This is a genomic window from Shewanella profunda (assembly GCF_023283765.1).
Classification (GTDB): domain Bacteria; phylum Pseudomonadota; class Gammaproteobacteria; order Enterobacterales; family Shewanellaceae; genus Shewanella; species Shewanella profunda.
Genome location: NZ_JAKILG010000004.1, coordinates 137,038 through 153,763 on the forward strand (window position 1 = coordinate 137,038; position 16,726 = coordinate 153,763).

Annotated in this window: 23 protein-coding genes; 1 reads left to right on the forward strand and 22 read right to left on the reverse strand. The window is 50.9% G+C overall.

Annotated elements, in window-relative coordinates; genetic code table 11:
* Position 1: 1 nt before the first annotated feature.
* The 13 genes from L2744_RS03730 to L2744_RS03790 all read right to left on the reverse strand — a co-directional run bounded on the left by L2744_RS03730 (position 2) and on the right by L2744_RS03790 (position 9,251).
* A complete protein-coding gene (locus L2744_RS03730; protein WP_000184110.1) occupies positions 2–271 on the reverse strand; it encodes a hypothetical protein in 270 nt (89 codons plus the stop codon).
* Positions 264–869: a 5'-deoxynucleotidase gene (yfbR, locus tag L2744_RS03735; protein ID WP_000071869.1), complete on the reverse strand. Its 606-nt coding sequence runs from the start codon at positions 867–869 to the stop codon at positions 264–266. The genes L2744_RS03730 and yfbR overlap by 8 nt, the downstream gene beginning before the upstream one ends.
* A 71-nt stretch (positions 870–940) precedes the next feature.
* Positions 941–1,144 carry a hypothetical protein gene (locus L2744_RS03740; protein WP_000050848.1) on the reverse strand — a complete coding sequence of 68 codons (204 nt, stop codon included), beginning with the start codon at positions 1,142–1,144 and terminating at the stop codon, positions 941–943.
* A 197-nt stretch (positions 1,145–1,341) separates the two neighbouring features.
* Positions 1,342–3,792, reverse strand: a complete 2,451-nt coding sequence (locus tag L2744_RS03745; RefSeq protein ID WP_248990704.1) for an adenine nucleotide alpha hydrolase family protein — start codon at positions 3,790–3,792, stop codon at positions 1,342–1,344.
* An 87-nt stretch (positions 3,793–3,879) separates the two neighbouring features.
* Positions 3,880–4,266, reverse strand: coding sequence for a hypothetical protein (locus L2744_RS03750; RefSeq protein WP_024126935.1), 387 nt, complete (start codon positions 4,264–4,266; stop codon positions 3,880–3,882).
* Between the two features lie 103 nt (positions 4,267–4,369).
* Positions 4,370–4,663, reverse strand: coding sequence for a hypothetical protein (locus L2744_RS03755; protein WP_021293658.1), 294 nt, complete (start codon positions 4,661–4,663; stop codon positions 4,370–4,372).
* Between the two features lie 234 nt (positions 4,664–4,897).
* Positions 4,898–5,452, reverse strand: coding sequence for a hypothetical protein (locus L2744_RS03760; RefSeq protein WP_021293657.1), 555 nt, complete (start codon positions 5,450–5,452; stop codon positions 4,898–4,900).
* Between the two features lie 73 nt (positions 5,453–5,525).
* Complete coding sequence (locus L2744_RS03765; RefSeq protein ID WP_000687894.1) at positions 5,526–5,957, reverse strand: hypothetical protein; 432 nt, start codon at positions 5,955–5,957, stop codon at positions 5,526–5,528.
* Between the two features lie 60 nt (positions 5,958–6,017).
* Positions 6,018–7,643, reverse strand: a complete 1,626-nt coding sequence (locus L2744_RS03770) for a DNA cytosine methyltransferase (RefSeq protein WP_000201432.1) — start codon at positions 7,641–7,643, stop codon at positions 6,018–6,020.
* Positions 7,644–7,720: 77 nt separating this feature from the next.
* Positions 7,721–8,023 (reverse strand): hypothetical protein, encoded by a 303-nt coding sequence (locus L2744_RS03775; protein WP_000410925.1) that lies wholly within the window; start codon positions 8,021–8,023, stop codon positions 7,721–7,723.
* A gap of 77 nt (positions 8,024–8,100) precedes the next feature.
* Positions 8,101–8,445, reverse strand: a complete 345-nt coding sequence (locus L2744_RS03780) for a hypothetical protein (RefSeq protein ID WP_021293655.1) — start codon at positions 8,443–8,445, stop codon at positions 8,101–8,103.
* Between the two features lie 192 nt (positions 8,446–8,637).
* Complete coding sequence (locus L2744_RS03785; RefSeq protein WP_248990705.1) at positions 8,638–8,991, reverse strand: topoisomerase II; 354 nt, start codon at positions 8,989–8,991, stop codon at positions 8,638–8,640.
* A gap of 68 nt (positions 8,992–9,059) precedes the next feature.
* Complete coding sequence (locus L2744_RS03790; protein ID WP_000651508.1) at positions 9,060–9,251, reverse strand: hypothetical protein; 192 nt, start codon at positions 9,249–9,251, stop codon at positions 9,060–9,062.
* Between the two features lie 17 nt (positions 9,252–9,268).
* Between L2744_RS03790 and L2744_RS03795 the strand changes: the two genes are divergently transcribed.
* Positions 9,269–9,511, forward strand: a complete 243-nt coding sequence (locus tag L2744_RS03795) for a hypothetical protein (protein WP_002210529.1) — start codon at positions 9,269–9,271, stop codon at positions 9,509–9,511.
* Between the two features lie 77 nt (positions 9,512–9,588).
* Here the strand turns inward: L2744_RS03795 and L2744_RS03800 are convergent, their stop codons facing one another.
* The 9 genes from L2744_RS03800 to L2744_RS03840 all read right to left on the reverse strand — a co-directional run bounded on the left by L2744_RS03800 (position 9,589) and on the right by L2744_RS03840 (position 16,664).
* Entirely contained in the window at positions 9,589–10,035 is a 447-nt protein-coding gene (locus L2744_RS03800) for a hypothetical protein (RefSeq protein WP_021293653.1), read from the reverse strand.
* Positions 10,025–10,414: a hypothetical protein gene (locus L2744_RS03805; RefSeq protein WP_021293652.1), complete on the reverse strand. Its 390-nt coding sequence runs from the start codon at positions 10,412–10,414 to the stop codon at positions 10,025–10,027. The genes L2744_RS03800 and L2744_RS03805 overlap by 11 nt, the downstream gene beginning before the upstream one ends.
* 61 nt (positions 10,415–10,475) lie before the next feature.
* On the reverse strand, positions 10,476–10,700 hold the full coding sequence (gene yfaE, locus L2744_RS03810) for a class I ribonucleotide reductase maintenance protein YfaE (RefSeq protein WP_021293651.1): 225 nt from the start codon (positions 10,698–10,700) through the stop codon (positions 10,476–10,478).
* Positions 10,701–10,765: 65 nt separating this feature from the next.
* Positions 10,766–11,650, reverse strand: coding sequence for a hypothetical protein (locus L2744_RS03815; RefSeq protein WP_000477209.1), 885 nt, complete (start codon positions 11,648–11,650; stop codon positions 10,766–10,768).
* Positions 11,651–11,723: 73 nt separating this feature from the next.
* Positions 11,724–12,224: a hypothetical protein gene (locus L2744_RS03820; RefSeq protein ID WP_000793769.1), complete on the reverse strand. Its 501-nt coding sequence runs from the start codon at positions 12,222–12,224 to the stop codon at positions 11,724–11,726.
* Between the two features lie 80 nt (positions 12,225–12,304).
* Entirely contained in the window at positions 12,305–12,844 is a 540-nt protein-coding gene (locus L2744_RS03825) for a hypothetical protein (protein WP_248990706.1), read from the reverse strand.
* A 264-nt stretch (positions 12,845–13,108) separates the two neighbouring features.
* Positions 13,109–13,444 (reverse strand): hypothetical protein, encoded by a 336-nt coding sequence (locus L2744_RS03830; protein WP_001071288.1) that lies wholly within the window; start codon positions 13,442–13,444, stop codon positions 13,109–13,111.
* 61 nt (positions 13,445–13,505) lie between these two features.
* Positions 13,506–15,302 carry a VWA domain-containing protein gene (locus L2744_RS03835; protein ID WP_121926685.1) on the reverse strand — a complete coding sequence of 599 codons (1,797 nt, stop codon included), beginning with the start codon at positions 15,300–15,302 and terminating at the stop codon, positions 13,506–13,508.
* An 84-nt stretch (positions 15,303–15,386) separates the two neighbouring features.
* A complete protein-coding gene (locus tag L2744_RS03840) occupies positions 15,387–16,664 on the reverse strand; it encodes a DUF3150 domain-containing protein (protein WP_121926686.1) in 1,278 nt (425 codons plus the stop codon).
* Positions 16,665–16,726 lie beyond the last annotated feature (62 nt).

The following is a 16,726-nucleotide window of genomic DNA, read 5'->3' on the forward strand; positions in this document are numbered from 1 at the left end:
CCTACAGGTCACTTGGTACATACAGGTCATCTTTGATGGCAGAAAAATCGACAGGAGACTGGTCCCCATAGGTTCGATTCACGCCACCAGCATCATCGACACTGACAAAAACCGTGCGGAGTAAACCGCTGGGCTTTGCAGGGTAAACGATGCTGACATGCTGACCTTTGTACTGTTCTGACAAAGTGCTTTGAAGCTCATCAACCGAACGGAATTTCCGGTCGCGGCCAAAGTCCTTAATCTTGATGTCGCCAGGGATTGGATTAGTCATCGTTACCCCCTGCCAGCAGTTTATCTACTGAATGGCCGAGTCCGTCACCAAACCATTTGTCCAGAGCGTCGATTTCCGGGAAGTCCGATTTCACCTGAGCAACAACACGTTCCATTTTGCTGAGAGCATCCTGGAACTCAAGGCCATTACCTGCGGCCACCTCAAGTTTGCACTTGATGTAAGCGGAGTAGGTATCACAGGCCTTAACCAGTGATTGTTCATAGCCACCGGGAGCGAAGGCTATGGCGACTGCATCCTGGAGTTCTTCGGGAAGAGTCTGGATGAGTTTGTCCTCTGCGGCCTTTTCCAGTCGTTCAAACTCACGCTGCAAAACAGCGTTTGCTTTCTTGACCGGTGTTACAACATCCGAACAGAGAACCTCGGCTGCATCATGCAACGAAGCATGAGCAAGCATGACTGCCAGATCCACCGACTTCCCTTGCTGAATGGCAATATTGCCAGCCAGGTAGGAAAGCAGGGTAACAACAGCGCTGTGTTCCAACACAGACTCCGGTTGAACAGAGTGCATCAGTGACCAGCGTTTGATCAGGCGTTGGCGCAAGGCCAGAGCTAGAAAGCCGAAATTTGAATTAGACATAGTGCCTCCAAAATTGGTTGGAGGTACACCAAAGCCGACCGGGCCTTGGTGTACCCGGTTGGGTTACTTAGTTATCTCGGGTCAAGCTGCTTAGCTATAGCGAGTAAAAACGGATGGAATGGATGATCTTGCGGGACACCCCCAACAAGCTCACGGGCTAAACCGACTGAGTTTGTAGCCAACACCTCTTTGACGGCCAGAATGATTTCATTGTCGATTTCATCCTGAGTCTTTCGCTGTTGGTCCACCAGCCGACTTAACTTGTCTAGGCTCATGCTTCTCTCCTTTGTTTATGGGAGAGAACCCAGGAGGGGTTGCCTCCCGAGGGGTTAGGTTATTGCTGTTTTGGGCCAGCTACCGTTATAGCCAGCAAGCGCTGACAATGAGCAAAGAGTATGACAGCCACCTAAAAGGGTAAAACGCTGTAATTGCCCTTTTGGGGTGCAAAAGAAAAAGCCCTCCTTCGGGCCTTTTATGCGGCCAAGGACAAGCCTTGCTGTCCTCTTTGCAACTTTGTGTAGTCGCGGCAATGTAAGCGTTGAACCGCCTTGATCATCGTTCTGACATGTCGTTCCAAAGAGGCTGGATGACGTTTTGACAGTAGGTTGATCCAGTCAAGATAGATAGCAAGCGCGGAACCTTCGGTTAGGGCTGCCTGTATCGCCTCATACTGCCCTACGGCACCCTGGACCACATTATTCACCCACTGGGCGTCAGTATTGTCCAAGAGCTCGCAGAGGGCCGTATAAGCCTTCCTTCTGGTCGCGGCCATGTAACGACGAATGTTGGCGTTTCCGCTCCCCTCTCGCCCTTCCATGACGCTCATACAGAATGCGCTGGAGTAACAAAGCATCGCGTCAGTCACGTAGTTAAACCATCGCTCCTGATGCCGTTTCTGTTCTTCCATTGCTTCCTGGTTAAGTTGCTTCTCGATGAACAACCCCGTCGGAGTCCGGTGGTGCAGATGGTACTTGAACGTTAAGTGCAAGTTGACCCACCAGCGTACCGTTGCCAGTCTTCCCTTGATTTTTCGCTTCACCAGATCTTTGTACTTAGCATCGCTAAGCACTTTGACATCCTTGCGCTGTTGGATTCCTTCCATCGTCTGTAGCCCTGTGAGACCCATCTGGTGGTAGGTTTGACCTCTTTGCATCATACGGTGATACAAAGCGCCTTTTCCTTTCGCAAGCTGGATAGCTCCGAACCGAAGGTAGAACTGTGCTGCACTGCCGGGCGTATAATGTCCCTTTAGCACAGACTCCCTTAGTCGTGGGTATTCGTTCCAGATGATGAACGCAGCGGAGTCTGGATCGACTTTCACCTCATCATCTTCTGCGAAGCAAACCACCCTTCTCTTTCCGTCTGCGGTATTGATCACTTTCGCTGCCAACGGGTCATCCCCGCCGTCAAAGTAAGCCATTTCCGCTAACGGGTCGGCCAAGCCATCAGAAAGCGAACCATCGCCCCAGCGACCAACCTTCAACCACAATGGCTTCGGAATTGGTGACTGAGGAACGGTTTCACACTGCGGCTCGTCTTCCAGCAAGTCCAGATCACCCATCGACCAAACCCTGTGGTAAATCTCCAGGGCATGGAAAGGCTTATCATTGAAATGATGGAAGGCCCACATGAAGTCGATATGGACTAAAGCCTCTTCCGATATTATCCGGAATTGTGGCTCTGCCATTCGACGGTTCCAGTCGTTATCCTCTGCTTGCCCAGTAGCCAGCTTGTATGCCAGCTCATCAGCTCTCTTTTGCTCCATGTAGTCCATGCTGCAACAGACATGAAGTAATCGTTCGAGGAAAACAGGACTGTAAACGTCCGGCTGTATTTTGATGTATCCGCCCTCGTAAATCGTTCGACCTACGGGATGGCGGTCTTCCCATGCGTACCGGCGTTTTGCCAAGTAGCGCTGGATGCGGTTCAGCCCAGACATATAGCCATGCCTTTCAGGGTCCGTGGCAAGCAATGTCTCCATTGACTTATCCAACCCAACAGCCTGGCAAGCCCAGCAACCGAAGCGAGCGCCACAGGCGTCACTGGCCTTTTTCTCTGTTGCCGACCACACGCACTCTCCTGTTGCCGCCTTGTAGAGCTCTGCCGTAGTGACATTGCTCTCCAAGTAACTTGGCAGAGGATATTTTGAGCCCATGCCAGCGGATAACAAGAACTCCCATACATCACTCGCCAACCATTTTTTCACTACATACAGCTCACCCCCATCCTTCGTCTTAATGACGCGATCTGAGCTTCCTCGCTGTTTTGCAATGTTGGCTGCACGAATTGTGCTTTCAGCATCACGACTACCCAACAAAAGGCAGACTTTCTGCCGAACCTCCCTGGGAAGGTCCCGCATATAAGCGGCCTTCGCTCTCTTAGCAGAAGTGATCTTCAGCTCATTCGAGCATTGTCTCGCACTATTGCTAAACGTAGGCAACCCCCTCCCCGTAAGGATTCGGCCCGTCCAACTCTGCGTGATCCCCGGCTTTGCCAAAACGATGGTCAGAGGAAGATTTTCCTTCGCAATGAAACGCTCCAGCTCGGCCAGTTTCTGATCCGCCAGCCATCTTACTTCTGGGCTTTCGATCAGTGTGTCAGTGTGCAAGATGAAGTGGTGTTGGCTGATGGTCGCCCCACTCCTGACAGCCCGGATCAGGGCCATCAGGAACAGATGCAAGACCGTTTCAGAATCTTTACCACTGGAATAGCCGATCATCATGGTCCATCCATCAATTAAGGCCGTGTGAATGGCCTCAACCGATGACGTGATCAACGATGACAGACTGGTTCCTCTACTGGCATCAACGAAGTTCAAATCCTCGTTATCAGTCAGTTCTGACCAAACAGAATCCCACTTATCCCCGCGCAAAAGCACAGGGAGGGGTTGTTCTGATAGATCAAAGTTTAATGCTTGTTGCATAGGGCCTCCTGGATTAGCAGGGTGCCCATCCCTTCCGGGAAAGCACCCCGGTAGGGTTAAAATTGAATCCTGGCTATCAGACCTGAACTAGCTGCTACTCGACATCTGGTTGTCTTCGTATTGCTGCTTGGCCTGTTTCACCAGATCAATGTCACCGTCTTGCAGCTTTTGAATATCAAGCTGTAGACGAGCCTTGTGTTTCAACAGTTCAGCGACCGCATTATCAATGTGATCAATGAGCGATTGGTTTTTTTGGATGGCGTAACTGTTGAGTTCATCGAGCAGGGGCCATGCAACACTCGAATGAGTATTCAGCAATGGGTACTCTGCTTCGATTTCACAAACCACACCGTTTGCTCCTTCTCGGTAATGAGGGAACCCGACACGAAGACCGATACGACGGTCCAGCGCTGCATTCACAGTACATTCCAAAGAAGTTCGGTTTGAAAAAACATCGTTGACGTTTTTAGACATGCTATATCTCCATTCAGTTTATGACGGAGACCCCCTAACAGGAGGTGCTCCCGTCAGGGTTGATATTTTGGTAGCCCGTCATCGCGCTTGAGCGACTAAGGTTCTAATTGATTGACATGCCGACTTGTAATTCACCTTTATACTCCTTGGGAAGATCTGCAAGTTCCCACGTCATACAAGGTGTTGATACCAAGGTGGTGATCAGACAAACACCGTCACGAACGATGTAATTGTAAACTCCCCACTCTGCATACTCAGGTTCCCCTTCTTTTGATAAGGCCCATTCGTTACCGAACTGGTCTTCACATAGGTAGACATCGAATTCTGAGTCATGCTCATCAGCTTTTTTAACAACCGAAAGTTTGTGAACGGTTGCTACTTTATCGAAATTTAACATATCTATATCTCCATAAATTAGTTGGAGATAGCCCCCTACCGGAGAGCTATCCCCCAGCAGGGTTAATAATTTGCTGTTTGTTTTTGGCAGCCAGCTACCGCACTTGAGCGCCTAAGGCACTTTCCGAAGCATCCTGGGAGACCGAGATGCTTGGGAAAGCGCGGGGTTTCCCCCTGCGCTGATTCCCCTTTTAAGGGGCCGGTACGCCGATTTCTCGGCGCACTCAGGTTGAAGCTACACAGTCAAGAACCAACGTTTCATGGGGACGGTGATGTCTATCATCCCGTTTCCACATGGATTCTGGCCCCAGAATCTGTAGGTCGTCTCATAGAAGTCAAACTCAGACAAGGACTGAATCTGCGCTTCTGAGATCGGCTCAAATGGTCCACCGCAACCGATGTGCATATTGAGCCCATAATCTCGAAGCTCTAACTCTCCGAGGTTTAGCGTTTTCCCACCAACACAAGCAATCAGGTTCTCGTTTCTGACGTCTCCTTCTTTGAACAGCAAAGCAGACTCGTCGTAGCTCCCATATTGGTAGGTAAACTTCACAATATGCCCGTGCTTCGGTGAGGTTTGTTCCGACAACTCTTTCAGCAACCGCTTTACGCTTTGAAATCTCGCGTACAGAGCTGGCGTAAACTGCCCAGAGTAGTTCAAGTTTGGGCAGATCATTTCAAGCATCTCATCAGGTACAGATTCAAGCCCCATTTGCGCGGCCAATGGCTTCGCCTTTTTCAGACCTTCCTCAAGCACTCTCTGATTTACAAGTTGTTCTAATGTGTTCATTTGACTCTCCACTTTCGAGAGAGCAATGCAAGCCGTCTCCGGACTTACATTGCCCGTTAACGGCTTTATTGGTTTATCCCAAGAGGTACGGAGCTACGCCAGTCAGGAAGCCCATGACTCCCAACACAGCGCCAACCACGCCCAATTTGATTGACAGTTGGACACTTTGATCCGGATGGTTCCAGAACCACTGCCAGACTTCCCAGCGCCTGGCTCTGCGAACCTCAAGATTTACAGTGTCTTTAAAACGAACACCCAGAGCATCTACCGCATCGTAATCCAGCGCGACCGCCAGCTTTGTGATGGATAAATTCCCAGGGTTGCCCATCGCATACCGGAGAACCTTTGCTTTGGTCTCTGGGTTTACGATCATAACCGGCTCCCTCCTGAAAAAACGGGTCTTGTCTTTTCGCTTGGAATCCATGTTGCGGTTATGGAACCTGGCAATGCAGTGTTGAAGGCCTGAATCCTCGGGAGGTAAAGGCACAACAGTTTCGATTTTCATGATTACTCTCCTTTCGGATAGGCCGGAGCAAAGGCCTTTCGGCATTGCCCCGGTGAGTTACTAATGAACCAAAGATGAAGTGACCATGATTGCGTCTCCGGACATCATTACCGGGAGATATTCGCAAGGCTCATGGCCGCAGCTCTTTTTAGTTCCGTTAGGTGAATAGACAGCCAATTGACCGTCCATAATGTTGAAGGGCATCCCCTGTTTTTTCGCTGCCGGTGACAGCTTGAGAGTGCCCTTTGCGTCAACCAATGCCGTTGCCCAATGGAAGTCTTCACCACCGATCACCGGCTGTGATTCATCCACGACTTCGACCATGATTGGCATCATTCCAACCCAGCTCCACAGGCTGTTCCCTAATGCGAGGGCTAAAGCCTCGAACGCGGGAAAGACTACCGATTGCCCGAGAATCTGGTGGGCAATAGTGTCCGACAGACCTTGGATGAGTTCCTCTGGTATCCCTTTCACTCGACAATGTTCTGTCGGTGTAAAGATGCGAGACAACTCCGGCTGTTCTGGATGAACAATGAAAGGTTCGGTACTTCTGCATTTTGCATAGTCCTTACCTATGGTGCCGCAAAACTCATCGTCGCCAGTCAGAAGCTGGCGAGAGAACCCCTTGCCAGCAGCTTTGTCTCTCAACTCCTTCTCAGCCAGATAGTCAAATGACTTCCAACGTTCAGAATCGAGCGGAACTGGCTCCAGGATGTCCTGTATGCGACTTTCCTTGGTGCGAACAGGCTGAACCTTCTCAAGTTCAAACCCGTCGATCCCGTGGGAAAGCGCAACAACACAAAGACGCTTGCGGCGCTCAATAACCCCAAACTCATTGCCGTCGAGAATGCGCTCTTGTAGGGAGTAACCCAACGAAGAGAGCACCGAACGAATCACTTCCATCGAAGCGGTGTTCTGGTACTCAGGCACGTTCTCAATCAGCACAACGGCTGGGTTTAGCGCTTCTACGAATTGCAGGAAGTTGAAGAACATGGCACCTGCCGCCTCATGCGATTCGGCAAACTCCAACTTGTTCTTACTGCGACCTGACTTTGACGCGCCGGTACACGGTATGCCCCCCATCAAAACATCCACCTGCGGTGGGCGTTTGCTGAGATTCACAGCCTGGATTGGCGATTCGATAACAATAGAATCTTCGTTCCAAAGCTCCGGGTTATTTGCCAAAGACGAATCGAGATATTTCCCTTCCATCTCCACGGCCACAGATATGGCACTGGCAATTCCCGCCTTGTGAAAACCGGCGTGAATCGCTTTATCAAGCACACCACCCCCATGAAAGAGGCTGCATACCGAAAGCGATTCTCCATTCTCCAGCTTACTGATAAGCCGGTTGACGCGCTCGATCACTCGCTCTTGTTGATGGTGAGCGGAGATCACAATTGCGCCGTTACGGATGAACACGCGGAGCATCTCTACACCGTCAAAAACGGTAGCAAGCTCCTGCACGGTCAGATCGATGATTGGAGACACCCGGCCATTGCGCTCACGCTTACTGATGGTGAACTTACCCTCCTCTTTGACGCGAAGCACAACCTGGGAATCTTTCAACTCCAGATCGTACTTCATGCCAGGATAGTAACCTTCACGCAGTAGCTTTTGGCCTTCCAGCCAGACGCGCTTCTTGCCTCGATGTTCTCCTAACTTGGTGTTTACGATAGTAGCCATGAGCTCTCTCCTTTCGGTTGAGAGGCCACTACCGTCCCAATCGGGAAGTAATGGCCCCGATGGGTTTAAAGTGGTTCTCAGTTCACAGCGATGCCGTGAGACTGAATGGCATTAGCAAAGCCAGCCATTTGTTCAGGGAAGGTGTAGCGGTTGATGTCCTGGCTGCGAGCCAGATTGACATGCACCTTCTTCACCTTCGTTTCGTCAGAGTCGTACTTCTCAAGCGCCAGCTTCTCAGCTTCTTCCGGATCTCGGCCCAGCGAGTAGGCGTAAATCACAGAGGTGAAGCCAAGTCCTGAGCCGAATGCGTAGACTTGTTTCTCGAAATGGACGTCAGCGAAATAGATGCTGAATCCGGATTTGAGGTTATGTTTTTCCATGATGCACTCCAAATAGTTTGGGGGCGCACCACGTCCCGAACCGGGCGGATGCACCCGGTTTAGGGTTAGTAGATTGCTCAAGCTGTTACGCCAGCCTGAGCCTTTATTGCTTCAAGCACGATCTCTGCTTCCTTGATAGAACCAGTGCTGTACAGCTTATGCAGCACCCGGCCAAGGTTCACAGAGGTCTTTTCTTTCACTTGGAGATACTTGACATAGAAGTCATACAGTTTCTCCGCCTGCTCAAGGTGGGACATGCTCTCAACGGGAATAGTATTCCCTGGATTGCAGTACCACTTTCCGAGCACCTTTTGTACAAATCCCTCTTTGTCTCCTACGTACTGATTTGTGCCAAACACCCCACTGGTTGGTGAGCGTTGAATAACAGAAATCGGATTCGCAAAGCTGGCAAGAGTAGTCATAGTTGTGGCTCCATGTTTGTTAGGGAACCACCAGCCCGAGGGGCAGTGATCCCCCAAGGGTTATGTAGAATGCTGTTTGTTTGGGGAGGCCAGCTACCTCACTATTCACCCTCGTCAGAGAGCAAAATCTTGCTTTCCGAGGGGCACAAAACTTTCACATGTGAAAGTCGATGCCACTGGGAAAGCAGGGGGTTAATCCCCCGCTTTAACCCGCGCTAAGCGGTTTAGGATAGACTTCACGCCTTCCCTTACTCCAGATGGATCGTAACCTGCTTCATCGCAGCAGACCACAAATGAGAATGGATGAACCTCATCGGACATCACCCAAGCCATCGTTTCCTGCTTGATTTCAGTTCCTGCTCGACCATCTGCCAGGACCCTAAGGCTGTGCCATAGAAGCCCATATCTTAACTGCTTCACCTCATCATCAGACCATTCAAGCCTTGGCTCAAATGGAATAACTTCTGCGGTTTTCGGCTCTTCGTCCAAGAAGAAAAGCGGCAGCTCAAGCTGGTTTTCCTTCTGGATCATCTTCACTGCGTTCATGGTGACTCCTTTTACGGGCACCATGCCCCCACAGGGGCATGAAGCCCCCAGTGGGGTTGCAGTCATAGTTACTTCACGCCTGCCAGTTGAGAATTGATGTTCTCTTCCAGCCAGCCTTGAAGCGATTCAAGGTCACGCTTGTCTTCCGTATTGCTGGCTTTACGTGCATCTTCCGACACAGCGCTCAACATGGCGTTAGCCTCAGCAAGTGATTCAACATTGTTCCCAGGGAACACAATCGTTTGACTGTGATCTTTCATGGTCTTCTCCTTTGAGAATGGAGGACCGTCTCCCATCAGGAAGAGCGGCCCCGTGGGTTAAAAGTAAAAATCCTCCAGCTCTTCATGGTCAGGCTTTCGCTCAACTGGTCGAAGCAACTCAGCTTCATCAGCGAACTCAAGCTCAGGATGAAAAGCAGGATGAAATCCTCGATGCCAGACTGGACGGTCATTATCGAGGTCTAAGTAGCAGTGCCTCCCACTGGCTGGGTGATAGCAGTAAAGCCACTGTCTACCACTAACGGTAAACGGCTTCTCTGCACCTCCACATGCCGGTACAAGGTTATCTGCTGCTATATGCGCTACAGCGGTCATAGGCTCAATCCTCGTCATCACGAACACAAAGATCACGAGCAACTATCTCCGCTGCTATCAACGCATAATCGTTACCTTGCCAGAACCATCGTTCCGCCAGCTCATAGGCTTCACTGGAAGGCTCGCCATAACCATGAGCAACCACGTAATCGTGGAATAATTCATGGTCAAATGCCTTGCCATCAGCTTCCATGAACCAGCCGACGGGGCACTCCAGAATGCGATGTCTGACAACATCTCGTTCCGAATACCCTTCTCTGACAGCTTGCTCCAGCATTTCCCTCGACATACCTGGTGGAGTGATTATCTCCAGGCTGATCCCCTCGCTCCCAGCAAGGTTGTCGTCGTATGGAAGACCGGCAAGTGTAAGGTGGTTGCGTTTGCACCAACCTATAGTCCGGAGAATCCGACCTTTATCAGATTCTCTGGCCGTGTATCGGTTAAGCTGCATAGCCACCTCCAGCCCTCTCGCTTTCTTCGATGTCATTGCCAAGTTCGACCATTCCAATCAGGTCTAGCTGGGTCATGTCCGAATCCAGAGAACAATCAATCGCTGACTGTATGATGCCTTTGTGGGCCAATGCCAAAACCGACTTAATTGTCGAAAGCAGAGACTCGGCTTCGCTTTCGATTTGTTCCAGAATGTCTTTCCACTCCCAGTGCTCAAACGGTTGCCAAACGATCAGATCATCAGGCTCATCTCCCCGCTCTACGCACTCAGACAAATACTCATAAGCCTTGTACCAATTCTCTTGTTGACCCAGTTCACTGAGCACTTGAGCAGTAGCATGACCGTATGCGATTTGTTCAACTTTGGTTTTGATAGACATAGTGTTTCTCCTCGTGATGGATAGAGGAGCCCCACCCGCAGGAAAGGCCCCTCCGGATGGGTTAAATTTCCAAGGTCACATCAGTTTTTGCTTTAGCGCAGCAAACCAACACTTCCCCTTCTTTGACAAATGCGACGGGGATCTCGTCATAGGCCACTTGACCTTTGAGAAGACGAACCCGGCACATGCCACAAAAGCCACTGCGACAATGCGTTTCAACAGTGAGGCCTTTATTTTCGATTTGTTCCAGCAGAACATTGTTGCTGGCTTGAAGTTGTACGTTCATGGTCACGCTCCTTTGTTGTTGATGAGCGCGACCAATCCCCTCCGGGATGTCACGCCCCGGTTGGGCTACTCAGCAAGTGCATAGACACCTACCTCGATGCGAATAAAGAACCTGGCATCTTGAAGAACTTGCCTGACCTTTGCTTGCCAGTGGTTGTTCTCTCGATGCTTTGCGTAGGGTTCAATCTCTTTGTAAATCTGCTCCAGCTTCAACGTTTTCCCCTGTAGGGTTCGGCGTATTGCAGCTTTCCACGTAGTCGAAACCATATTGGTTGCTCGACGGTGTACGGCAGCAAGAAGACAGAGCGATGAGGCAACGTCGTTACGACGAAACACCAACAGCTTTTCATGGGCGATACGCACCAGCTTCCCGGAATACTGAGTTCGGTCACTCACACAGTTGTGCTGTGTTTTGATGATCTCATCCACCAGCTTCCCAGGTGCGATACGTTCCACAAGGCTGGACAGGTTGAAATAATCCCCATCGCGCCTCAGGTTTCCCATGAGGATTCCGTAATGCCCTCCTCGCTCACAGGCGTCATGAATATTCATAACGGCCAGCTCAAGGGCTTCAACGAACTCAGGCAAATTCATGCGGCTCATATCCCATTTGTTGGGCTCGCCCCACTGCTTACCTGAATACTGGATCATGTCCCAGTAAGGAGGGTGCCACCAGATCAGGTGTGCAGGTTCTCCGAGGAACGAAAGGAAGTCATCCCGCAACAGGTTGAACCCCTGATGCAAGTCTGTCCCTTTGAAACGGACACCAAGTTCATTGGCAACGTCGATGCTAGAGCCACCCCCAACACTTGGGTCTGCCACCAGCCCGTTCGGCTTTCTCATGTAAGACTCAATGAAGTCTTTAACGATAAAGCCCGAGCAGTTGCCTCGGTACTTGTTGTTTCCGTAAGGCCCCCTGTTTTCGTAGGAGCATACTGATGATTTGAACATGGCGTCCTCCATCATAGATGGGGCGCACCATGCTCCCATCAGGGGCCGGTTCGCCCCTGGTTAGGGATTAAGATCAAGCGTTATCTGCATACCACCAGCTAAGGCGATTGCAATCACGAAAGAAGGTTGCTTCATCAGGAGCCTTCATCATGACCACATCACCTTCGCAGTAGGTGCATAGCTCAAGCGTTGCTTCATTTTTCCAAAAGGCACTGCACCCCGATTCTTGATACACAACCTCCCATTTGGGATGTCGCAAGTACCGATGGAAGAAATCGAGAGTGTCACCATAAGGGAAGTTGAAGCGCTCCATCACTGAACCATTTTCTGTCAGTTCAGGTTTAACCTTGCCGGTTTTCAAGCGCTTCTTGATGATGCGCTGAACCCAACGAAGTCGTGCAAACAGCCGATTGGTGTCTTTCTCGTACCACTGGGGATTACGCTTGCTCCAGTAGAGCTTGGCGAAGATTTCCCCGGACAAATCCTTCATCTGGTTTTCGTTGAGCTCATCAAGAAAACGTCGAGAAGGTTTGTCGTAGTCAAGAACTGCTTCCAAAGCTGATAGGTTTTTCATAGGGACTCCTTATTGCGATTGCGGAGCCCCGGCCCCTCAGGGCTATCGGAGCCCCATAGGGTTAATGGTTAAACGGCGATTTATCGAGGGTTGGTGAATCGAATGGCTTTACCAACGAAATCGGCCATCAGTCGATTCCCAGTAGAGCTGAAATAGCTCTGCCACTCTTTCCAACCACCAACAGATTCCACCGAGCTTGGAGACTCGAAGATACCCCAGATACGCATTTCACAACCTCGTTGCAAAACTCGGTTTACCTGGTCAACCAAGTATTCCTTGTTCTGCAATGAAGAGAGGTTGCAAGGCATCTGCATGATCAGCTTTTCAGCTTGCTCGAAGTCGATTTTTTCAATCAACCCCGTTCGGGTATCCACAGAGAATGGAACCACCTGTTGACCGTGGTTAGACCACAACCAATGGGTGATATAGATCGGATTAACGCCAACTTCCGCTGGCACCAATACGCTGCCGCAAGACCGCAACAGCCAGACCAGACGTAAACCATCGAATCGATCCAGAGACTCCACATCGGTAGAGATGTCATCCTGGTAGATTTCAGGCAGCTTATGTTCGGCGGCGAGAGAGATCATTACGGATTTGAGATTGTTCAGATGAGACATGTGTGCTCCTTAAAGTAACTTGGGCACACAGAGCCTGTCAGGCGCAGTGCGCCCTTAGGCTGAGGTTGAATGCTGTTTGTTTTTGGCGACCAGCTATCGCACTTTTCGCCCTCAGAGAGGACAAAATTCACTTTCTCAGCAACCCTCAATGAAGGCCTCTGAGAAAGTGGGAGGGTATTCCCTCCTCACTTTGATTGTTCCACGAGAGCTGTGTGAACAGGAACGCTCAAACTGCCCTTTTCGGGTGCAAAGCTCAAAGACGCATCAACTGCCCCGTCTTTTCAGTTCTTCGACCAGATGTTCAGGCACCTTACTCGCCGTACAGGCCAGCAATACATCGAGGCCTACCGGCTTGTGAAAGCGCTTATTTGACCAGGAATCGCCAACTGATGACTTTGCCCAGTCGATTGCTTGCCCAAGACTGTGGAACTGCCGCCTGCCTGTGTATCCCATACGACTATCCAAAGTAACACCCTGGAACAGTCTCCAGTACATCGGAGGAATGCGCTTAGCAAGCAGTAAAAAAGGCGTCTCCGGCACTGTAGCCCTTCTACCTTTGTTCCGATGATACAAATCCAAAGATGAATGGAATTGGTTCATAGACTCTCCAAATAAAAACGGCCACCCCCGAAGGGATAGCCGTTTGTCGTTTCACTTCCTGTTAAGCTGCAAAAGCAGTCAATGACCGCTCCATCAACTTAAACAGTGTGCGTTGCAGAGCTGCCGCATCATCAATGACAATGTTCTTTTGGAACAGTCCTGACACTGCGGTAGTCTCTACCCCTATGCCGATCACCTCAACATCGCTTCGTTCACAGAGGTCAATCACTGAGCGACATGCCGGGGCGCTTTGAGGCTGCCCGTCAGTCACTACGATCAACATTTTTCGCTCTTCACGGGTCTTGGTGAGTTCAAAAGCTGCATACCACATAGCTTCCGCCATAGGCGTACCGCCAGTTGCTTTGAACCCAAACCGACCGGCCCGATTCTGAACCGTATCTCCATGCTTCACGACACTGAACACTGGTTGGTTCCGGTTGCCCCCAAAAAAGGTGACTGCCGGGTTTACGCCGGGTATTGCTTCCAGAGCCATCGAAATAGCCAAGGACGCTTCCCGCGCAATATCTTGACGCTCCTTTCCATTGGCGGCCTTGTAGGCCATCGAGGAGCTCATATCAACCAGGATGTGAACCGCCGTATTAGGGCGTTTCTTGGCTTCCGGCTTGAGGAATACGCGGGTATCACCCGTCACTACACGATGTAGTTTCCGAGCATCCACACGCTTCCCTGATCGTTGGTTACGGTGAGCAACTCGCTGGCTGGCCTGGACCAATCCGTAGAGCTGCGTTCTTATCTTTGAAGTGGTGCTCTTCACATCCCCTACCAGGCTTTTGCCAACAGCAGGGTTGTCCTGGGTGTTCACAGCAGAGCGAACAGTCATATAGCTACTGTCCCCCTTATCTTGAGCCACCCGGTTGAGCTCGGCTTTAAGTGCATCATGCGCGTCACCACGCAAGTCACCGGCACCGGCATTCAGAACCTGCTGGAGCATTTTGGCCGCGTCTTGTTTCGCCGCGTCAGAATTGCCACCAGCCTGGCTTTGTCCTGCCTTGCTGCCACCATCAGTATCCGACTTGCCTTGGTCGCCCTGTCCTTTCGGATCAGATTTCCCGTTAGCATCGTCTTGCTTCTGGTCTTTACCTTGCTGATCACCACCATTGGCATCAGGCCCTTGGTTTTGATCGTTACCACTTCCGCCCTGACTGTTCTGAGGCTGGTTGCCACCAGCATTCTGCTGATTGTTACCATCCTGACCATTCTGGGGCCTTTGCTCTTCTTTCTCCTTTTCCTCCTCGATCATCTTGATGATTTGGTCGGCCAAGGATGTCACCTCTGCTGTTGACTTCGTGTTCACAGCCTTACGCAGTAAAGCGTTCAGCCGAACAACAACACCCCGAGGGAACACGCGCTCGAATACGGGGGTAGCCGAATCGAGATAGGGTTGAAGGACGGATTGCCCTACAGCCTTGGTTTGCAACCAGTACAAACAAAACCCTGTCAGAATGGAGGCAGGGGCCTCTTTGTCTGTGACGTGCTCGTAATGACCAGCTTGAGCCATATAGCGAGCAACCTCATTCAGGGTCTGCGACGTACCGGGGAAGAGTTCCATCATGGCCCGTTCTATGCGGCAGTCCTCCAAAACGTTGGACAACTCAGCATGAAGACCTCTGCGGCGCTCAACACCAAAGTCCGTAAACCGGACATGGGCTGCTTCATGGGCCAAATACCCCCAGACAGCATCCATGTGAGGATAGTCGTCGGGGATATTCGGAACCACGATGGTCTTACCATCGGTGTATGCGTCATCGTTACCGATGGCGACTTTGACACCGAGTTTTTCACCATAGGCTGCGGCCACGATTGGTAGAGCGCTGTAAATGGTGCGTTTTTTGGACATATCTTTTCTCCTGGTAGGGAAGGAGATAGTCCACCCCTGGAGGGAATGGCTATCCCCTCCGGGTCGGTTTAGTTGAAGTGACTATTAAAAGAACAAGTCATCATCATCGTCAGTTTTAGGCGGCTCCTGGTTGAGAGGCTCCTCTTTGGGCTCCTCTTGGACAGGCTCTTGCTCTACCGGAGTTTCCTCAGGCAAAACAGACTCATCCTCAACATCAACGCGCTCTTCTTGAACCACATCACCGGCATTGGATTCATCTTCCGATTCACCCTCGCCTCGTTCTGCAAAATTCTTGAAGAAGTTGTCGATGTCTTCATCCACGTCAACAGCGTTACCACCGCTGTTAGTCTGTTCGGATTGAACAGAGTCAGTACCACCTACCTGTTGCTGCTTGGTTTCGCCCCCCTCTGTTGCAAGGGGAAGCTCACCGGCTTTATCGCTTTTCTGTTCGGCCTTTTCATCTTTAGAACGGTCCCCCATCTGGGCTTCCGAACCGCCAATGTCATTAGCCATGCCCTCTACAGTAATCGAGCCATTGGCATACTGCTCGATGCGGTCCCTCTCGCTCATGATCAGCACTGCGGCCACGACCTGATAAAAGAAAGGCGCAACGATGTTTCTGCCATCGGCATGTTGCTCGTATCCCCGGAGGGTTTGGTCGAGCAGCTTGACCAGAGGGTTAAAAGCGCTGTTCAGGAAGCTAAGTCCATCCACCTTGTCGCGGATGTTACGGAGTGTCTGCCGAGTAGTGACCGCACATTGGTCTCGACCGGCCAAACGTTCCATATAGAACTTATTCGCTTCCTGAACCACTTCGGAGATGAGATCGTCACCCAGGCGCTCAACCTTGCGGTTAAGGCGTTTGGCGTTGGCCTCATCTTCGTTCACAGGCTGGATCATGAACACCTGGTACTCAAAGCCAATCCGCTCCTCGACCGTTTCCTTTGGAAGGGCTCCGGCACGGATAGCTCGTTCATACTCAGGGTTTTCCTGACACCATTCATCCACGGCTTTGTTGTAACCGTTGATGAAATCCTGTTTCAGTTGGTTGAACTGAAAGTTGATGTCATTCAGCTTGTTACAGATTTCATCGGTCTTGCTGACGGGGACGGCAAATCCGTTCATGAACGGCATACCGAATTTCAGCAGGAGACGACGAGTTTCTGTTTTCAGGCGGTGAAAGCCTTTCAGCTTAGCCGGATCACAGATCTTCTTACTTCCCAGTTGAGCTACTTTCTCAGGTGGAATTTCACCACCCTCGCCCAGCTTGAGATCAGATGCAGACAAACGGGTTTGTCCACTCCAGATGTCAAAGTCTACGTGGATAACACAGAGGCTTTGTAGATGGTTCACTTTAGTCATGATGCACTCCAAAAAGTTGGGGGCGCACCACGTCCCGAACCGGGCGGATGCGCCCGGTTGGG

What these genes read in the sequence shown, in the direction of transcription:
- L2744_RS03740 (WP_000050848.1), bottom strand. Translation starts at nt 1,144, where the DNA reads ATGAGCCTAGACAAGTTAAGTCGGCTGGTGGACCAACAGCGAAAGACT.
- L2744_RS03785 (WP_248990705.1), bottom strand. Translation starts at nt 8,991, where the DNA reads ATGAACGCAGTGAAGATGATCCAGAAGGAAAACCAGCTTGAGCTGCCG.
- L2744_RS03835 (WP_121926685.1), bottom strand. Translation starts at nt 15,302, where the DNA reads ATGTCCAAAAAACGCACCATTTACAGCGCTCTACCAATCGTGGCCGCA.
- L2744_RS03840 (WP_121926686.1), bottom strand. Translation starts at nt 16,664, where the DNA reads ATGACTAAAGTGAACCATCTACAAAGCCTCTGTGTTATCCACGTAGAC.
- L2744_RS03805 (WP_021293652.1), bottom strand. Translation starts at nt 10,414, where the DNA reads ATGTCTATCAAAACCAAAGTTGAACAAATCGCATACGGTCATGCTACT.
- L2744_RS03750 (WP_024126935.1), bottom strand. Translation starts at nt 4,266, where the DNA reads ATGTCTAAAAACGTCAACGATGTTTTTTCAAACCGAACTTCTTTGGAA.
- L2744_RS03825 (WP_248990706.1), bottom strand. Translation starts at nt 12,844, where the DNA reads ATGTCTCATCTGAACAATCTCAAATCCGTAATGATCTCTCTCGCCGCC.
- L2744_RS03770 (WP_000201432.1), bottom strand. Translation starts at nt 7,643, where the DNA reads ATGGCTACTATCGTAAACACCAAGTTAGGAGAACATCGAGGCAAGAAG.
- L2744_RS03780 (WP_021293655.1), bottom strand. Translation starts at nt 8,445, where the DNA reads ATGACTACTCTTGCCAGCTTTGCGAATCCGATTTCTGTTATTCAACGC.
- L2744_RS03820 (WP_000793769.1), bottom strand. Translation starts at nt 12,224, where the DNA reads ATGAAAAACCTATCAGCTTTGGAAGCAGTTCTTGACTACGACAAACCT.
- yfbR (WP_000071869.1), bottom strand. Translation starts at nt 869, where the DNA reads ATGTCTAATTCAAATTTCGGCTTTCTAGCTCTGGCCTTGCGCCAACGC.
- L2744_RS03795 (WP_002210529.1), top strand. Translation starts at nt 9,269, where the DNA reads ATGGAGGACCGTCTCCCATCAGGAAGAGCGGCCCCGTGGGTTAAAAGT.
- L2744_RS03765 (WP_000687894.1), bottom strand. Translation starts at nt 5,957, where the DNA reads ATGAAAATCGAAACTGTTGTGCCTTTACCTCCCGAGGATTCAGGCCTT.
- L2744_RS03830 (WP_001071288.1), bottom strand. Translation starts at nt 13,444, where the DNA reads ATGAACCAATTCCATTCATCTTTGGATTTGTATCATCGGAACAAAGGT.
- L2744_RS03760 (WP_021293657.1), bottom strand. Translation starts at nt 5,452, where the DNA reads ATGAACACATTAGAACAACTTGTAAATCAGAGAGTGCTTGAGGAAGGT.
- L2744_RS03815 (WP_000477209.1), bottom strand. Translation starts at nt 11,650, where the DNA reads ATGTTCAAATCATCAGTATGCTCCTACGAAAACAGGGGGCCTTACGGA.
- yfaE (WP_021293651.1), bottom strand. Translation starts at nt 10,700, where the DNA reads ATGAACGTACAACTTCAAGCCAGCAACAATGTTCTGCTGGAACAAATC.
- L2744_RS03790 (WP_000651508.1), bottom strand. Translation starts at nt 9,251, where the DNA reads ATGAAAGATCACAGTCAAACGATTGTGTTCCCTGGGAACAATGTTGAA.
- L2744_RS03730 (WP_000184110.1), bottom strand. Translation starts at nt 271, where the DNA reads ATGACTAATCCAATCCCTGGCGACATCAAGATTAAGGACTTTGGCCGC.
- L2744_RS03755 (WP_021293658.1), bottom strand. Translation starts at nt 4,663, where the DNA reads ATGTTAAATTTCGATAAAGTAGCAACCGTTCACAAACTTTCGGTTGTT.
- L2744_RS03775 (WP_000410925.1), bottom strand. Translation starts at nt 8,023, where the DNA reads ATGGAAAAACATAACCTCAAATCCGGATTCAGCATCTATTTCGCTGAC.
- L2744_RS03800 (WP_021293653.1), bottom strand. Translation starts at nt 10,035, where the DNA reads ATGCAGCTTAACCGATACACGGCCAGAGAATCTGATAAAGGTCGGATT.
- L2744_RS03745 (WP_248990704.1), bottom strand. Translation starts at nt 3,792, where the DNA reads ATGCAACAAGCATTAAACTTTGATCTATCAGAACAACCCCTCCCTGTG.